The organism is Cupriavidus malaysiensis (assembly GCF_001854325.1).
Lineage (GTDB): Bacteria > Pseudomonadota > Gammaproteobacteria > Burkholderiales > Burkholderiaceae > Cupriavidus > Cupriavidus malaysiensis.
Map to the genome: position 1 here is coordinate 2,178,977 of NZ_CP017754.1, position 12,782 is coordinate 2,191,758.

At 70.3% G+C, this 12,782-nt stretch carries 11 protein-coding genes; 7 read left to right on the forward strand and 4 right to left on the reverse strand.

The window, feature by feature from the left end:
- The first annotated feature begins 118 nt into the window (after positions 1-118).
- The 5 genes from BKK80_RS09670 (at position 119) to BKK80_RS09690 (ending at position 5,830) form a co-directional block, all read left to right on the forward strand.
- Complete coding sequence (locus BKK80_RS09670) at positions 119-565, forward strand: CBS domain-containing protein (protein WP_071012340.1); 447 nt, start codon at positions 119-121, stop codon at positions 563-565.
- Positions 566-689: 124 nt separating this feature from the next.
- Entirely contained in the window at positions 690-2,615 is a 1,926-nt protein-coding gene (locus BKK80_RS09675) for an MFS transporter (protein WP_071016268.1), read from the forward strand.
- Between the two features lie 76 nt (positions 2,616-2,691).
- Positions 2,692-3,441 carry a glutathione S-transferase C-terminal domain-containing protein gene (locus tag BKK80_RS09680; RefSeq protein WP_071012342.1) on the forward strand — a complete coding sequence of 250 codons (750 nt, stop codon included), beginning with the start codon at positions 2,692-2,694 and terminating at the stop codon, positions 3,439-3,441.
- A gap of 78 nt (positions 3,442-3,519) precedes the next feature.
- The gene (gene aroC, locus BKK80_RS09685) at positions 3,520-4,629 is read left to right on the forward strand and encodes a chorismate synthase (RefSeq protein WP_071012344.1); all 1,110 of its coding nucleotides are present in this window, start codon (positions 3,520-3,522) and stop codon (positions 4,627-4,629) included.
- Position 4,630: 1 nt separating this feature from the next.
- Positions 4,631-5,830, forward strand: a complete 1,200-nt coding sequence (locus BKK80_RS09690; protein ID WP_071037114.1) for an MFS transporter — start codon at positions 4,631-4,633, stop codon at positions 5,828-5,830.
- A 13-nt stretch (positions 5,831-5,843) separates the two neighbouring features.
- On the opposite strand, the gene BKK80_RS09695 is transcribed toward BKK80_RS09690, so the two are convergent.
- Together BKK80_RS09695 and BKK80_RS09700 are read right to left on the reverse strand one after the other, a co-directional pair.
- The gene (locus tag BKK80_RS09695; RefSeq protein ID WP_071037112.1) at positions 5,844-6,953 is read right to left on the reverse strand and encodes an NAD(P)/FAD-dependent oxidoreductase; all 1,110 of its coding nucleotides are present in this window, start codon (positions 6,951-6,953) and stop codon (positions 5,844-5,846) included.
- A 142-nt stretch (positions 6,954-7,095) separates the two neighbouring features.
- Positions 7,096-7,794, reverse strand: a complete 699-nt coding sequence (locus tag BKK80_RS09700) for a FadR/GntR family transcriptional regulator (RefSeq protein ID WP_071012350.1) — start codon at positions 7,792-7,794, stop codon at positions 7,096-7,098.
- Between the two features lie 309 nt (positions 7,795-8,103).
- Here BKK80_RS09700 and BKK80_RS09705 point away from each other — a divergent pair, with 309 nt between their 5' ends.
- The gene (locus BKK80_RS09705) at positions 8,104-8,955 is read left to right on the forward strand and encodes a flagellar brake protein (RefSeq protein WP_071038412.1); all 852 of its coding nucleotides are present in this window, start codon (positions 8,104-8,106) and stop codon (positions 8,953-8,955) included.
- A gap of 51 nt (positions 8,956-9,006) precedes the next feature.
- Here BKK80_RS09705 and trpS read toward each other — a convergent pair whose 3' ends face one another.
- Positions 9,007-10,101: a tryptophan--tRNA ligase gene (gene trpS, locus BKK80_RS09710; protein WP_156811189.1), complete on the reverse strand. Its 1,095-nt coding sequence runs from the start codon at positions 10,099-10,101 to the stop codon at positions 9,007-9,009.
- A gap of 285 nt (positions 10,102-10,386) precedes the next feature.
- On the opposite strand from trpS, the gene BKK80_RS09715 reads away from it, so the two are divergent.
- On the forward strand, positions 10,387-10,860 hold the full coding sequence (locus BKK80_RS09715; RefSeq protein ID WP_071012352.1) for a GNAT family N-acetyltransferase: 474 nt from the start codon (positions 10,387-10,389) through the stop codon (positions 10,858-10,860).
- A 141-nt stretch (positions 10,861-11,001) separates the two neighbouring features.
- Here the strand turns inward: BKK80_RS09715 and BKK80_RS09720 are convergent, their stop codons facing one another.
- The gene (locus BKK80_RS09720) at positions 11,002-12,759 is read right to left on the reverse strand and encodes an NAD(P)-binding protein (RefSeq protein WP_071012354.1); all 1,758 of its coding nucleotides are present in this window, start codon (positions 12,757-12,759) and stop codon (positions 11,002-11,004) included.
- Positions 12,760-12,782: the final 23 nt, after the last annotated feature.

Sequence of the window (12,782 nt, forward strand, 5' to 3'; positions counted from 1 at the left end):
TGCTCGCGGCGCCGGGCCGACATACCCTTCCAACAAACATTATTCCTACCCAACACCGGCTATCCCGAGCCCCAGCGCCTGCAGCGCGGGCATCCGGCCAGACCCAGCGGAGACCATCATGAAAGTCAGCGACATCCTGCAGATCAAGGGCAACACGCTCTTCACCGTGACGCCGGACACGTCCCTGATGCAGGCCGTGCACACCATGTCGGAGCACGATATCGGCTCCCTGGTGGTGATGGAGTACGGCGATCTGGTCGGCATGCTCACGTTCCGCGAGATCATCCAGACCCTGGCGGCGAACAATGGCGCCGTGGGCACCGTCAGCATCCGCAAGGTGATGGACGACGCCCCGCTGACCTGCACCATGGAGACCGACGTCGACGAGGTGCGCCGCATGATGCTGGCGCGCCATGCGCGCTACCTGCCGGTGATGGACAACCGCACCCTGATGGGCGTGATTTCCTTCTACGACGTGGCCAAGGCGGTGGTCGAGGAGCAGAGCTTCGAGAACCGTATGCTCAAGGCCTACATCCGCGACTGGCCCGAGGAGCGGGCCGACTGAGTCCCCGGCGTCGCAGGCGGGCGCCATCGGCGCGCCCGCGGGTGCGCCGATGGCGCGGCGCCCGCGGCGGCCGCTGCCGGCGACGGCCGGCGTCCTGCCCGGACGGGCCAATTCCTGCGTCCCCATGAGCGATCCCAAGAGCCACTCCAAGAGCCACTCCAAGAGCCAGTTCCAACTGCTGTCCACGCGCCGTTTTGCTCCCTTCTTCTGGACGCAGTTCCTGGGGGCGATGAACGACAATGTCTTCAAGGTGGCCTTCACATCGCTGGTCACCTACCATGCCACGCTGTTCGAGGGCGTCGACCCGCACAGCGCCGCGTTCCTGATCTCGGCCATCTTCATCGCGCCCTTCGTGCTGTTCTCGGCCACCAGCGGCCAGATCGCCGACAAGATGGAGAAGTCGCGCCTGATCCGCCTGGTCAAGTCGCTGGAGATCGTCATCATGGCATTGGGGCTGGCCGGCTTCGTCTGGCACAGCGCACCGGTGCTGTACGCCTGCACCTTCCTGATGGGGCTGCATTCCACGCTGTTCGGGCCGGTCAAGTTCGCCTACCTGCCGCAGCACCTCGACGAGACCGAGCTGGTGGGCGGCAACGGCATGGTCGAGATGGGCACTTTCGTGGCCATCCTGATCGGCACCCTGGTGGGCGGCGAGCTGGCCGGCCTGAGCCGCGGCGGGGACGTGATCGGGCCGCTCTACGTGGGCGCGCTCTGCCTCGCGCTGGCGCTGGCGGGCCGGCTGGTGTCGCGCGGCGTGCCGGTTTCGCCGGCGCCGCAGCCGGACCTGCGCATCAACTGGAACCCGCTCAGCGAGACCTGGCGCAACCTGAAGCTGGCGCACCAGAACCGCACCGTCTTCCTCAGCCTGCTGGGCATTTCCTGGCTGTGGTTCCTCGGTGCCACCATGCTGACTTCCTTCTTCGGCTTCGCCAAGGAGGTGCTCGGCGGCGACCAGAACGTGGTGACGATGCTGCTGGCGGTCTTTTCGCTCGGCATCGGCATCGGCTCGCTGCTGTGCGAGCGCCTCTCGGGGCGCCACGTGGAAATCGGGCTGGTGCCGTTCGGCTCGATCGGCATGAGCGTGTTCGCCATCGAGCTGTATTTCGCCAGCCATGGCGAGCACCATGCAGCGCTGTCGGGGGTCGGCGACTTCCTGGCCGATCCGCGCCACTGGCGCGTGCTGGCGGACCTGTTCCTGCTGGCCATGTTCGGCGGCTTCTACAGCGTGCCGCTCTACGCCCTGATCCAGAGCCGCAGCGCGCCCACGCACCGCGCCCGCATCATCGCCGCCAACAACATCCTCAACAGCCTGTTCATGATCGCTGCCTCGCTGCTGGGCGTGGCGATGACGCAGGCCGGCTACACCATTCCGCACCTGTTCCTGGTGGTGGGCCTGCTCAATGTGGTGGTGGCGCTCTACGTTTATTCGCTGGTGCCGGAGTTCCTGCTGCGCTTCATCGCCTGGATCCTGGTGCATACGGTCTACCGGCTGCGCCGCATCCATGCCGAGCGCATTCCGGAGGCGGGCGCGGCGGTGCTGGTGTGCAACCACGTGAGCTTCGCCGATGCGGTGGTGCTGATGGCGGCGAGCCCCCGCCCGGTGCGCTTCGTGATGGATCACCGCATCTTCAAGGTGCCGCTCCTGTCGTGGTTCTTCCGGCAGGCGGGGGCGATCGCCATCGCGCCCGCGCACGAGGACGGCACGCTGCTGGCGCGCGCCTACGACCGCATTGCGGCGGCCCTGGCCGAGGGCGATCTCGTCTGCATCTTCCCGGAAGGCAAGATCACGGCGGACGGCGAGCTCAATCCCTTCAAGCAGGGCGTGATGCAGATCATCGGCCGCACGCCGGTGCCGGTGGTGCCGATGGCGCTGCGCGGCCTGTGGGGCAGCTTCTTCTCGCGCAAGGGCGGGGCGGCCATGTCGCGGCCGTTCCGGCGCGGCATCCTGAGCCGGCTGGAGCTGGTGGTGGGCGAGCCGATCGCGCCGGAGGCGGTGACGCCGGAAGGCTTGCGCCAGGTGGTGCTCGACCTGCGCGGCGACTGGCGTTGAGCGTGGTGCCGGACGTGGTGCCGGGGCTGCCCCGTGCGCTCCGGCGCAGTCTTCATCTTCCCGGGAGCAGGTAGCGATGATCGTCCTCTACACCTTCGGGCCGGCCTTCGGCCTGCCGGATGCCAGCCCGTTCGTCACCAAGGCGGACATGCTGCTCAAGCTGGCGGGCCTGCCGTACCGTTCCGAGCGCGGCAGCCTGCGGCGGGCACCCAAGGGCAAGTTGCCCTACCTGGACGACAGCGGCCGCATCGTGGCGGATTCGACGCTGATCCGCTGGCATCTCGAAAAGACCTACCACATCGATTTCGACGAGGGTCTCAGCGCCGCCGAGCGCGGCATCGCCTGGGCGGTGGAGAAGCTGCTGGAGGATAACCTGTACTGGGCCATCGCCCGCATGCGCTGGCTCGAGGGCGACAACTTCGCCAAGGGGCCGGCGCAGTTCTTCCGCGCGGTGCCGGCGCCGCTGCGCGGGCTGGTCGAGGCCCTGGTGCGGCGCAAGGTCAGGCAGGCGCTGTGGGCGCAGGGGCTGGGCCGGCATGCGCCGGAGGAGCTGCTGGCGCTGGCCGCCAAGGGCATGGCCTCCGTGGCCGATATCCTGGGCGACAAGCCTTACCTGATGGGTGATCGCCCATGTGGCGCAGACGCCACGCTGTTCGCCTTCGCCATGGGGGCGCTGGCGCCGGCGTTCGAGTCGCCGATCCGCGCGGCGGCGGCCTCGCATGCCAATGTGGTGGCCTACGTCGAACGCATGCGCCGCTGCTACTATCCGGAGCTGGCCGCGCCGGCGGCGGTGCCGCCCGCGCCATGGCCGGCAGCTGCCGCCTGAGTGCGCGGCACGGCTGGGGCAAAGCGGCACAATGGCCTTACAATGTAGGCCGTTCCCTCTTCCTGTGCGCTCCCCATCATGTCCGGCAATACCTTAGGCCTGCTCTTCACTGTCACGACTTTCGGCGAATCGCATGGCCCGGCCATCGGTGCGGTGATCGACGGCTGCCCGCCGGGCATGGCGCTGAGCGAGGCGGATATCCAGGGCGACCTGGACCGCCGCCGTCCCGGCACTTCCCGCCACGTGACGCAGCGCCAGGAAGCCGACCAGGTCGAGATCCTGTCGGGCGTGTTCGAGGGCAAGACCACCGGCACGCCGATCTGCCTGCTGATCCGCAACACCGACCAGCGCAGCAAGGACTACGGCAATATCGTCGAGACCTTCCGCCCCGGCCACGCCGACTACACCTACTGGCAGAAGTACGGCATCCGCGATCACCGCGGCGGCGGCCGCTCGTCGGCCCGCCTGACGGCGCCCGTGGTAGCGGCCGGCGCGGTGGCCAAGAAATGGCTGCGCGAGCAGTACGGCACCGAGATCCGCGGCTACCTGTCGCAGCTGGGCGAGATCGAGGTGCCCTTCGTCGACTGGTCGCAGGTCGGCGAGAACCCCTTCTTCGTGCCCAATGCCGACATCGTGCCGGAACTGGAAACCTATATGGATGCGCTGCGGCGCGACGGCGACTCGGTCGGCGCGCGCATCGAGGTGGTGGCCAGCCAGGTGCCGGTCGGCCTGGGCGAGCCCTTGTTCGACAAGCTCGATGCCGACATCGCCTATGCGCTGATGGGCATCAACGCGGTCAAGGGTGTGCAGATCGGCGCCGGCTTCGACAGCGTCGCGCAGCGCGGCAGCCAGCACGGCGACGAACTGACCGCTGCCGGATTCCGCAGCAATAACGCGGGCGGCGTGCTGGGCGGTATCTCGACCGGCCAGGACATCACGGCCTCGCTGGCGATCAAGCCGACCTCCAGCATCCGCACGCCGCGCGAATCGATCGACAAGGCCGGCCAGGCCGCCACCGTCGAGACCTTCGGCCGCCACGATCCCTGCGTGGGCATCCGCGCCACCCCGATCGCCGAAGCCATGCTGGCGCTGGTGCTGATCGACCACGCCTTGCGCCACCGCGCTCAGTGCGGCGACGTGCGCGTGGACACGCCGCGCATCCCGGCCCAGGCTCCGCAACAAGGCTGAGTTGCAGCCCGCCGGCCAGGCCGCGGGCGCGCGCGTGCCGCTGACGCGCTTCGGCCTGTTCTACCTGGGCTACTACAGCTACGTGGGGGTGGTGTCGCCCTACGTCAGCCTGTTCTTTGCCGGCCGCGGCTTCTCGGCGCTGCAGATCGGCGTGCTGATGGCCTGTTTCCAGGTCACCCGCATCGCCGGGCCCTATCTGTGGGGCTGGCTGTCCGACGTCACCCATACCCGCGTGCGCATCCTGCGCTTCACCGCCGTGTGCGCGCTGCTGGCCTTCCTGGTGGTGCCCGGCGTGCATGGCTACGGCGCCATGGTGGCCATGATGCTCGGCCTCAACCTGATCACCAGCGCCATGTCACCGCTGGGCGACGCGCTGACCATCTCCACCTTGCGCCGCCATGGCGCCTTCGACCACCGTTATGGCCGCATCCGCATGTTCGGCTCGGCCGGCTTCATCGCCGCGGTACTGCTGGGCGGGGCCTTGTTCGAGCGGGTCGGCATCGACGCTTTCCCGTGGCTGGCAAGCGCCACGCTCGCGCTGTTCACGCTGGTGGTGGCAGGAATGCGGGATGCGCCGGAGGAGGGGCCGCGCACGCGGCCGCCGCCGGCCATGCCGCTGCTGCGGCGTGCCGACGTGGCCTGGTTCCTGGGCGCATCCTTCCTGATGATGTTCGCGCACGCAGCGCTCTACGTGTTCTATTCGCTGTACCTGGAACGGCTCGGCTACAGCAAGTTCGCCATCGGCGTGATGTGGACCATCGGCGTGGTGGCCGAGATCGTGTTCTTCTTCTATCAGGGCCGCCTGTTCGCACGGGTGCCGCTGCGCGCGATCCTGGCCGGGACCTTCCTGCTGGCGGCGCTGCGTTTCGGCCTGACCGGTTACTTCGGGCAACTGGCCTGGCTGATGGCGGCGGTGCAACTGCTGCACGCGGCGACCTTCGCCGCGCACCACAGCGCCAGCCTCAAGCGCCTGCAGCATTGGTTCGCCGGGCCGCTGCAGGGGCGCGGGCAGGCGCTCTACACCGGGATTTCCTACGGCCTGGGCGGCACCCTGGGCGGACTGGCGATGGGCTGGACCTGGAAAGCGCTCGGTCCCGAGCACACCTTCGGGCTGGCCGCGCTGGCGGCCCTGCTGGGCGCGCTGTGCGCCTGGCTGAGCTTCGCTGGCGAGGCACGGCCGGCGCTGCCGGCCGCAGGCTGAGGCGCGGCGCTGTTCAGGCGAGCAGGGCGGCCACGCGCTCGCCGATGGCGAGGGAAGACGTCAGCCCCGGTGACTCGATGCCGAACAGGTTGACCAGCCCCGGCACGCCGTGCACGGCGGGGCCGTCGATGCGGAAGTCGGCCGCGGTCTCGCCCGGTCCGCTGATCTTGGGGCGGATGCCGGCATAGCCCGGCTGCAGCGTGCCGTCGGCCAGTCCGGGCCAGTAGCGGCGCACCTCGCCATAGAAACTGTCGGCGTCCGACGGGTCGACGCCATACTCGATCTCGTCGATCCAATGCACGTTCGGGCCGAAGCGTGCCTGGCCGCCCAGGTCGAGCGTCAGGTGCACACCCAGGCCGGCGGCCTCGGGCACCGGGTAGATCAGCCGCGAGAAGGGGGCGCGGCCGGCCAGCGTGAAATAGCAGCCCTTGGCGTAATACTGCGGCGGGATATGCTCAGCGGGCAGGCCGGCGATGCGGCGCGCCAAGGCGGGGGCCGTCAGGCCGGCGGCATTGACGACGCTGCGTGCCAGCAGCGTGGTGGTGCCTGCGCCGTCGGCGGCGCCGACCTCGAGCCGGATGCCGGTGTCGCCGGCCGCGCCGGACAGCACCGGCGACTGCACGGCCAGCATGGCGCCGGCACGCTCGGCATCGCCCAGCAGCGCCGTCATCAGGCCATGGCTGTCGATGATGCCGGTGGACGGCGACAACAGCGCGGCCTGGCATTCGAGCTGTGGTTCCAGCGCGCGCGCCTCGTCGCGCGACAGCAAGCGCAGGTCGTCCACGCCGTTGGCGGCCGCCTTGGCGCGGATGCCGTCCAGCGTGGCAACCTGCTCCTGGCTGGTGGCCACGATCAGCTTGCCGCAGCGCTGGTGGCTGACATGGTGGTCGGCACAGTAGTCGTAGAGCATGGCCTTGCCGCGCACGCACAGCTCCGCCTTCAGCGAGCCGGCCGGGTAGTAGATGCCGGCGTGGATCACTTCGCTGTTGCGCGCGCTGGTGATGGTGCCGAAGGCATTCTCCGCTTCCAGGATGATCACCTCGCGGCCCTGCTGCGCCAGCGCCCGCGCTACCGCCAGGCCGACCACGCCGGCGCCGATCACCACGCAATCCACTTGTTCCATCTTGCTTCCTTTTCGTTGTTCGTTGTTGCCAGTGACCGGCGAGCTACCGGCGAGCTACCGGTGAGCTAGCAGCCAGTGACCGGTCACAGGTTTCTGTTCCTTGCCGTTCGTCATGGCGCCTGCGCGGCGCGCCCGGCTGGCCTCAGCCCGGTTCCAGGCCCATGCGCCGTGCCGCCGCCAGCAGGTGCCGGCGTGCCGCCTGGCGCGCGGCAGCCGGATTGGCGGCGGCGATGGCCTCGACCAGGGCAGCGTGCTCGGCATCCGCGGCGCCGTGGCCGCCGCGGAAACGGGCGGCGTTTTCCCAGGCCGTCTGGCGGGCTTGCAGCAGGTGCTGGCCGACCAGGTCGGTCAGGCCGGTGAAACAGGGGTTGTGCGCGGCGGCGGCGATCGCGTGGTGGAAGGCCACGTCGGCAGCTGCCGCGCCGGCGAAGTCACCGGCGCGGGTGCGCATCGCCTCCAGCGCCGCACGGATGGCGGCAAGGTCGGCCTCGGTGCGCCGTGCGGCCGCCATCTCGGCGCAGGCGGTCTCCACCACCATGCGCAGCTCGAACAGCTGGACCGGTGTCGGTCCCCCGTCCGGTGCGCTGTTGACGCGCCAGACCTGCCCGCCGGGCGTGTCCGACACATAGGCGCCGGATCCCTTGCGGGTCAGCAGTACGCCGTCCGCCTTCAGCAGGGCGATGGCTTCGCGCACGATCGGGCGGCTCACGCCGAAGGCTTGCGCCAGCGCGGCTTCGGCCGGCAGGCGCGCGCCGGGCGCGAAGCGGCCGGCTGCGATGTCGGCGCGCAGGGCGTCGGCGATGCGGGTGGCGAGCGATGCAGGGCGGCTCAGGGTATCCATCGGCGTGGCTTGAATCTGTCAGGCTGTCAGACAGCATGGGGCGATGGGCGTATTCTGCTGAGCCCGGCCGGCGCCGTCAAGTGCGGCCATGCCGGAATGTGGCGCCTGGAGCTGGTGGTGCGCCGGCCGTCCGCGCATCATCGCTTTGCTTCGGGCAGGCGCATGGCGGACGCAGCGTGCCTGTCACGGAAGCTTAATTTTCGCGCCGGCGCGCCGTTAGCACGCGCATCGGGTGGCTGGCGCCGCCGGGCACGGCAAGTGTCTGTGGCTGCCAGCCGTGCTTTCGTCGAGGCTTTGTCGCGCATGGACTTGATCCCCCTTTCTCTCACCGATCTGCCGCTCGGGCAGCCGCTACCCTGGTCGCTGTTCGACGACGAGGGCAACTGCGTGCTCGGCAGCGGCAACATCATCCGCGATGCGCGCGACGCCGCCCTGGTATTCCGGCAGGGTGAACTGTGCCGCCAGGACAGCGAGCCGGTGCGGCCGAACGCAGACAGCGGCCGCGCCGGCAAAGGTCCGCTGGGGCTGCCGGTCGGCACGCTGCTGCATGCCAAGCGTCCGGAAGACAACGAACGTGCCGCGGCGAGCCGCCTGATCGGCTTCATGGAGCACGCCCTGTTCATCTCCTGGCCGCAACAGGGCGGCCGCGAGCAAGCGATCGAGGCGGGCGAGTCGCTGCTGCTGCGGGGGTTTTCCGGCCAGGTCATCTACAGCTTCCGCTCCACCATCACGGCGGTGTGCCGCAGCCCGTTCCGCTACCTGGTGCTGTCGGCTCCGACCGATGTGGAGCAGATCCCCGTGCGCAAGGCCGCGCGCGTGCCGACACGCCTCGCCGCCTTCCTGGGCAAGGAGGCGGGAGGCGAGGGCGAAGAGCGCCTCGTCATGCTGTCCGACCTGAGCCTGGGGGGCGCGCTGCTGCATGCCGCCGAGCCGGCGCCCACGCCGGGCAGCCGGGTGCGCCTGCGTTTCCAGTTGCGTACCGCGGCCGCCGACAGCGAACTCGACATCGTCGCGCGGGTGCGCAATCTGCCGGGGGAGGCCGAGGACGCCGGCTTTCCCGCCTTCGGCGTGGCTTTCGACAGCCTCGGCGAGCGCGAGCTGACCCTGCTGCACTGCTTCATCTACGAACAATTGCTCTCCGGCGCGCGTTTGCCGCTGTAGTCCTTGCCGGCACCGGGGCCGGCGTCGTCCCTGTCCCGGTGCCGGTTCGGCTCAGCGCGAAGCGGAGAACAGCGAGAACAGCCCGAGCCCGGCGCGTACCTCGTCGAGGGTCAGCTGCGTGACTGCGCGGGCGCGTTCGGTGCCCTGCCGCAGCACCTCCAACAGGTAGTCCGGGTGGCGCGCCAGCTGCGCGCGGCGCTCGCGGATGGGGGCGAGCAGGGCTTGCAGTGTCTCGTCCAGGCGGCGCTTGACCACCATGTCGCCGAGGCCGCCGGCCCGGTAGGCGGCTTTGAGCCGCTCGACTTCGGTGTGGTCTTCGTCGAAGGCGTCCAGGTAAGTGAAGACCACATTGCCCTCGACCCTGCCCGGGTCGGCCGCGCGCAGGTGGCCCGGATCGGTGTACATGCCGCGCACCGCGGCCTGGATCTGCTCGGGGCTGGCCGACAGCGGGATGGCATTGCCCTGCGATTTGCTCATCTTGGACTTGCCGTCCGCGCCGGGCAGCCGTCCCATGGTGGGGATCAGCGCCTGCGCTTCGGTCAGCACCGGGCGCCCGGCCTGCCGGTTGATGCGGCGCACGATCTCGTTGGTCTGCTCGATCAACGGCGCCTGGTCTTCGCCCACCGGCACCACGCCGGCGCGGAAGGCGGTGATATCGGCCGCCTGCGAGACCGGATAGCAGAGGAAGCCGGCCGGGATGTCGCGGCCGAAGCCGCGCGCCTGGATCTCTTCCTTGATGGTGGGGTTGCGCTCCAGCCGCGCCACCGTGACGAAGTTCATGTACAGCAGTGTCAGTTCCGCCAGGGCCGGCAGGGCCGACTGCAGCGCAATGGTGGTGCGGGTGGGGTCGATACCGACCGCCAGGTAGTCGAGCACGACTTCCAGCACGTTGCGCCGCACCTTGTCGGGGTCGTCGGCATTGTCGGTCAGGGCCTGGGTGTCGGCGACCAGCAGGGTCTGGTCATGCGTGTCCTGCAGCGCCAGCCGGCTCTTCAGCGAACCGGCGTAGTGGCCCAGGTGCAAGGCTCCGGTGGGGCGGTCGCCGGTCAGGACGATGGGGCGGACAGGGCTGGCGGCGGGCGCGGGAACGGACGCTTCGCGCGCGGCCTGGGGAGAAGCTTGACTGGAGTGTTGCGTATCGTGCATGGGGCATTCCATCGGGAACCGCCGCAGCACGGGTAAGGCAGGGAGATGACGCGATGCCGGCCGGTCTGCGGCGGCATGGTCAGGGGAAAAGACAGGAAAAACGTGACGATGCCGCTCCTTCAGGAGCGCCACCAGTTGCGGAGGGCAGGGGTCATCGTCGTGTGCATTCGCACAGCATGCCATAGCCAGGGGGGCTCTGACAACCTGGCCAGCCATTGAGGAATCCGCCTCGGGCGATCCTTCCGGTTCTTTTCAACGGGAAGGGGAGGCGATACCATCACCGCCATGGAAATCCGATCCGCCACCCCTCACGACGCAGAACGCATCAGTTCCCTGATCCGGAGCGTCTCCCGCTTCTTCACGCTGGATCCGCACGGCCTGGGCGCGGAAGGCTTTCTGGCCCGCATCGGGCCGGAGGCCGTGCGCGGATATATCTCGGCCCCGGACTTTCGCTATGCCGCGGGCTTCATCGATGGTGAGCTGGCCGGTGTGGTGGCGATGCGCGGCACCACCCACCTCTATCACCTGTTCGTCGCGCCGGCATTCCAGGGCCGGGGCCTGAGCCGCCTGCTGTGGGAACACGCGAAGGCGGATGCCATGGCCGCCGGCAATCGCGAGGCCTTCACGGTCAACTCGACACCCTATGCGGTGCCGGTCTATGAGCGCTTCGGCTTCCGGGTCACCGGCGCCCGTGTCGAGCGCGATGGCATTGCCTTCGTGCCGATGGCGTTGCGGCCGGGCGGCGGCCAACCTGCCTGACACGGCTTCCGCTCGCCTGGGCGGTCGTGCCCGATGGCCTGTCCTGCGGCGGAGCAGTACGCAGCGGTCACGGACGCGTGGCACTGGCCGGGCGTGCCGTATGCGTGATGCCGGGATGGCGCTCCGTCGCCCGCAAACGGCCTATCCGACGATGCGCAGCGCGGCGCGCGTGCCCCACCATGCCGCCTCCTCGAACACCGACAGCCCGGACAGGTCGGCGTGGGCGAACAGGATGCGTCCATCGGCCGCGCGCAGCGCCGCCGTGCCGGCATTGCCGAGGAAGCCGGGGCGCGGCGAGGCCATCGCATGGCCGCGCGCGGTGATCTCGACGCGGTCGGCGTGGCGCCAGAAGGCGCGGCCGTAGACCTGGCGCAGATCGGTCACGGCATAGTCCATCAGTTCGGCGGGGCTGGCCTGCGCCAGCCAGTGGCGCACCGCGTCCGGCGCGCCGGGTTCCGCGCCGTAGGCGGCGCCGGCCGGGCCCAGGGCCGCGGCGTCGAGCGGGCAGTAGGCCGTGAACACGGTCTGTGCGGGACGGGCCTGGCGTATCCATTGGTGGGTGGCGACCACATAGCCGAGCGCGCGCGAGCCGTGCACGACGTTGTCCCAGGCCAGCGGCACGCCCTCGGCTTCGGCTGGGAAGCCCTGCAGGCGGAAGTTCGACACCAGCCAGGCGGCATGCGCCGGCAGGTGGCGGGCTGCGTCGAAGCCGAAGCGGCCCAGCGGCAGCAGGCGGCCGGCCACATGCAGCGGCATGGCGCAGATCACGCGGCGCGCGCGCAGGCGCCAGGTGCGCGGCGGGGGCAGCGGGCCTGCGCAGCTGGCGTCGCCGGAACCATTGCAGGCGGGCCAGCTGGCGCACAGCACGGTGACGCCGTCGCGCTGTTCCTCCACCCGCAGGGCCATGCCGGCACGCCGCCAGCCCTGGGCCTGCGCGCCGGGCCGGGTGCCGAGCAGATGGTCGACGCGTGCCGTCAGCAGCCTGACCATGCCGTGCAGGCCGTCCGGCCAGGTCAGGACCGCGCCGTCGGCCGCGTTCTGCGCGTGGCCGCCGCGGCTGGCGAAGTAGTGCAGGCCGGCCCAGGCGGAGATGGCGCCGTGGCCGGCGCCGTAGTCGTCGCGGCAGCAGTAGTCGGCATAGGTGTGCAGCAGCGGTGAGGTGAAGCCCTCGTCCAGCAGCCACTGGCGCAGCGTGGTGCGGTCGAGCGCGGTCCAGGCGGGATCGCGCGAGGACAGGGCCAGCGGAATGGCGAAGGCCTTGCGGCCGTCGCTGCCGCGCGCCTGCTTGAGCCCCTCGACGCGGGCGAAGAAGCGCGCGCATTGCGCCGCATCGTCCGCGCCTATGCCCTCGGCCGGCAGCACGCCGTCCTGCCAGCGGCCGGCGAAGAACACGCGTTCGTCGGGCGCGTGGACGAGCACGCGCTCGTCGAAGCGCGGCCGCATGCCGAACGGGTCCTGCTCGATCACGCCGAGGTCGGCCAGCATCTCGCGCACATGGGCGGACTCGGGCGAGGGCAGCGGCAGGTAGTGGGCGCCGCGCGGGAAGCCGAGCGGGCCGAAGCGGCCGGCGGCCGCGTTGCCGCCGGACTCCGGTCCGTCGACCACGACGAAATCGCGCAGGCCGGCGTGCGCCAGCTGCCACGCGGCCGACAGTCCGGCGGCGCCGCTGCCGAGGATGGCGACCTCGGTCTGCAGTTCGCCGTCGGGCGCGGGCCACCGCTGCGCGTCGCGCAGCGCGTGGCCTTGCGCCATGCCGGGCCGCAACACTGCGGGCTCCAGTTCGCTCAGGCCGAGGCCGGCCAGGAAGCGGCCGGCAGTCTCGTCCAGGCGGTCGCAGCCGGCCAGCGCGGCGCTGCCGGCTGCGGCGGCACCATGGATCAGGAAGCGGCGACGGTCCATCGGGCGGGCAGCGGGGGCGGGTG

What these genes read in the sequence shown, in the direction of transcription:
- BKK80_RS09670 (WP_071012340.1), top strand. Translation starts at nt 119, where the DNA reads ATGAAAGTCAGCGACATCCTGCAGATCAAGGGCAACACGCTCTTCACC.
- BKK80_RS09675 (WP_071016268.1), top strand. Translation starts at nt 690, where the DNA reads ATGAGCGATCCCAAGAGCCACTCCAAGAGCCACTCCAAGAGCCAGTTC.
- BKK80_RS09680 (WP_071012342.1), top strand. Translation starts at nt 2,692, where the DNA reads ATGATCGTCCTCTACACCTTCGGGCCGGCCTTCGGCCTGCCGGATGCC.
- aroC (WP_071012344.1), top strand. Translation starts at nt 3,520, where the DNA reads ATGTCCGGCAATACCTTAGGCCTGCTCTTCACTGTCACGACTTTCGGC.
- BKK80_RS09695 (WP_071037112.1), bottom strand. Translation starts at nt 6,953, where the DNA reads ATGGAACAAGTGGATTGCGTGGTGATCGGCGCCGGCGTGGTCGGCCTG.
- BKK80_RS09700 (WP_071012350.1), bottom strand. Translation starts at nt 7,794, where the DNA reads ATGGATACCCTGAGCCGCCCTGCATCGCTCGCCACCCGCATCGCCGAC.
- trpS (WP_156811189.1), bottom strand. Translation starts at nt 10,101, where the DNA reads ATGCACGATACGCAACACTCCAGTCAAGCTTCTCCCCAGGCCGCGCGC.
- BKK80_RS09715 (WP_071012352.1), top strand. Translation starts at nt 10,387, where the DNA reads ATGGAAATCCGATCCGCCACCCCTCACGACGCAGAACGCATCAGTTCC.
- BKK80_RS09720 (WP_071012354.1), bottom strand. Translation starts at nt 12,759, where the DNA reads ATGGACCGTCGCCGCTTCCTGATCCATGGTGCCGCCGCAGCCGGCAGC.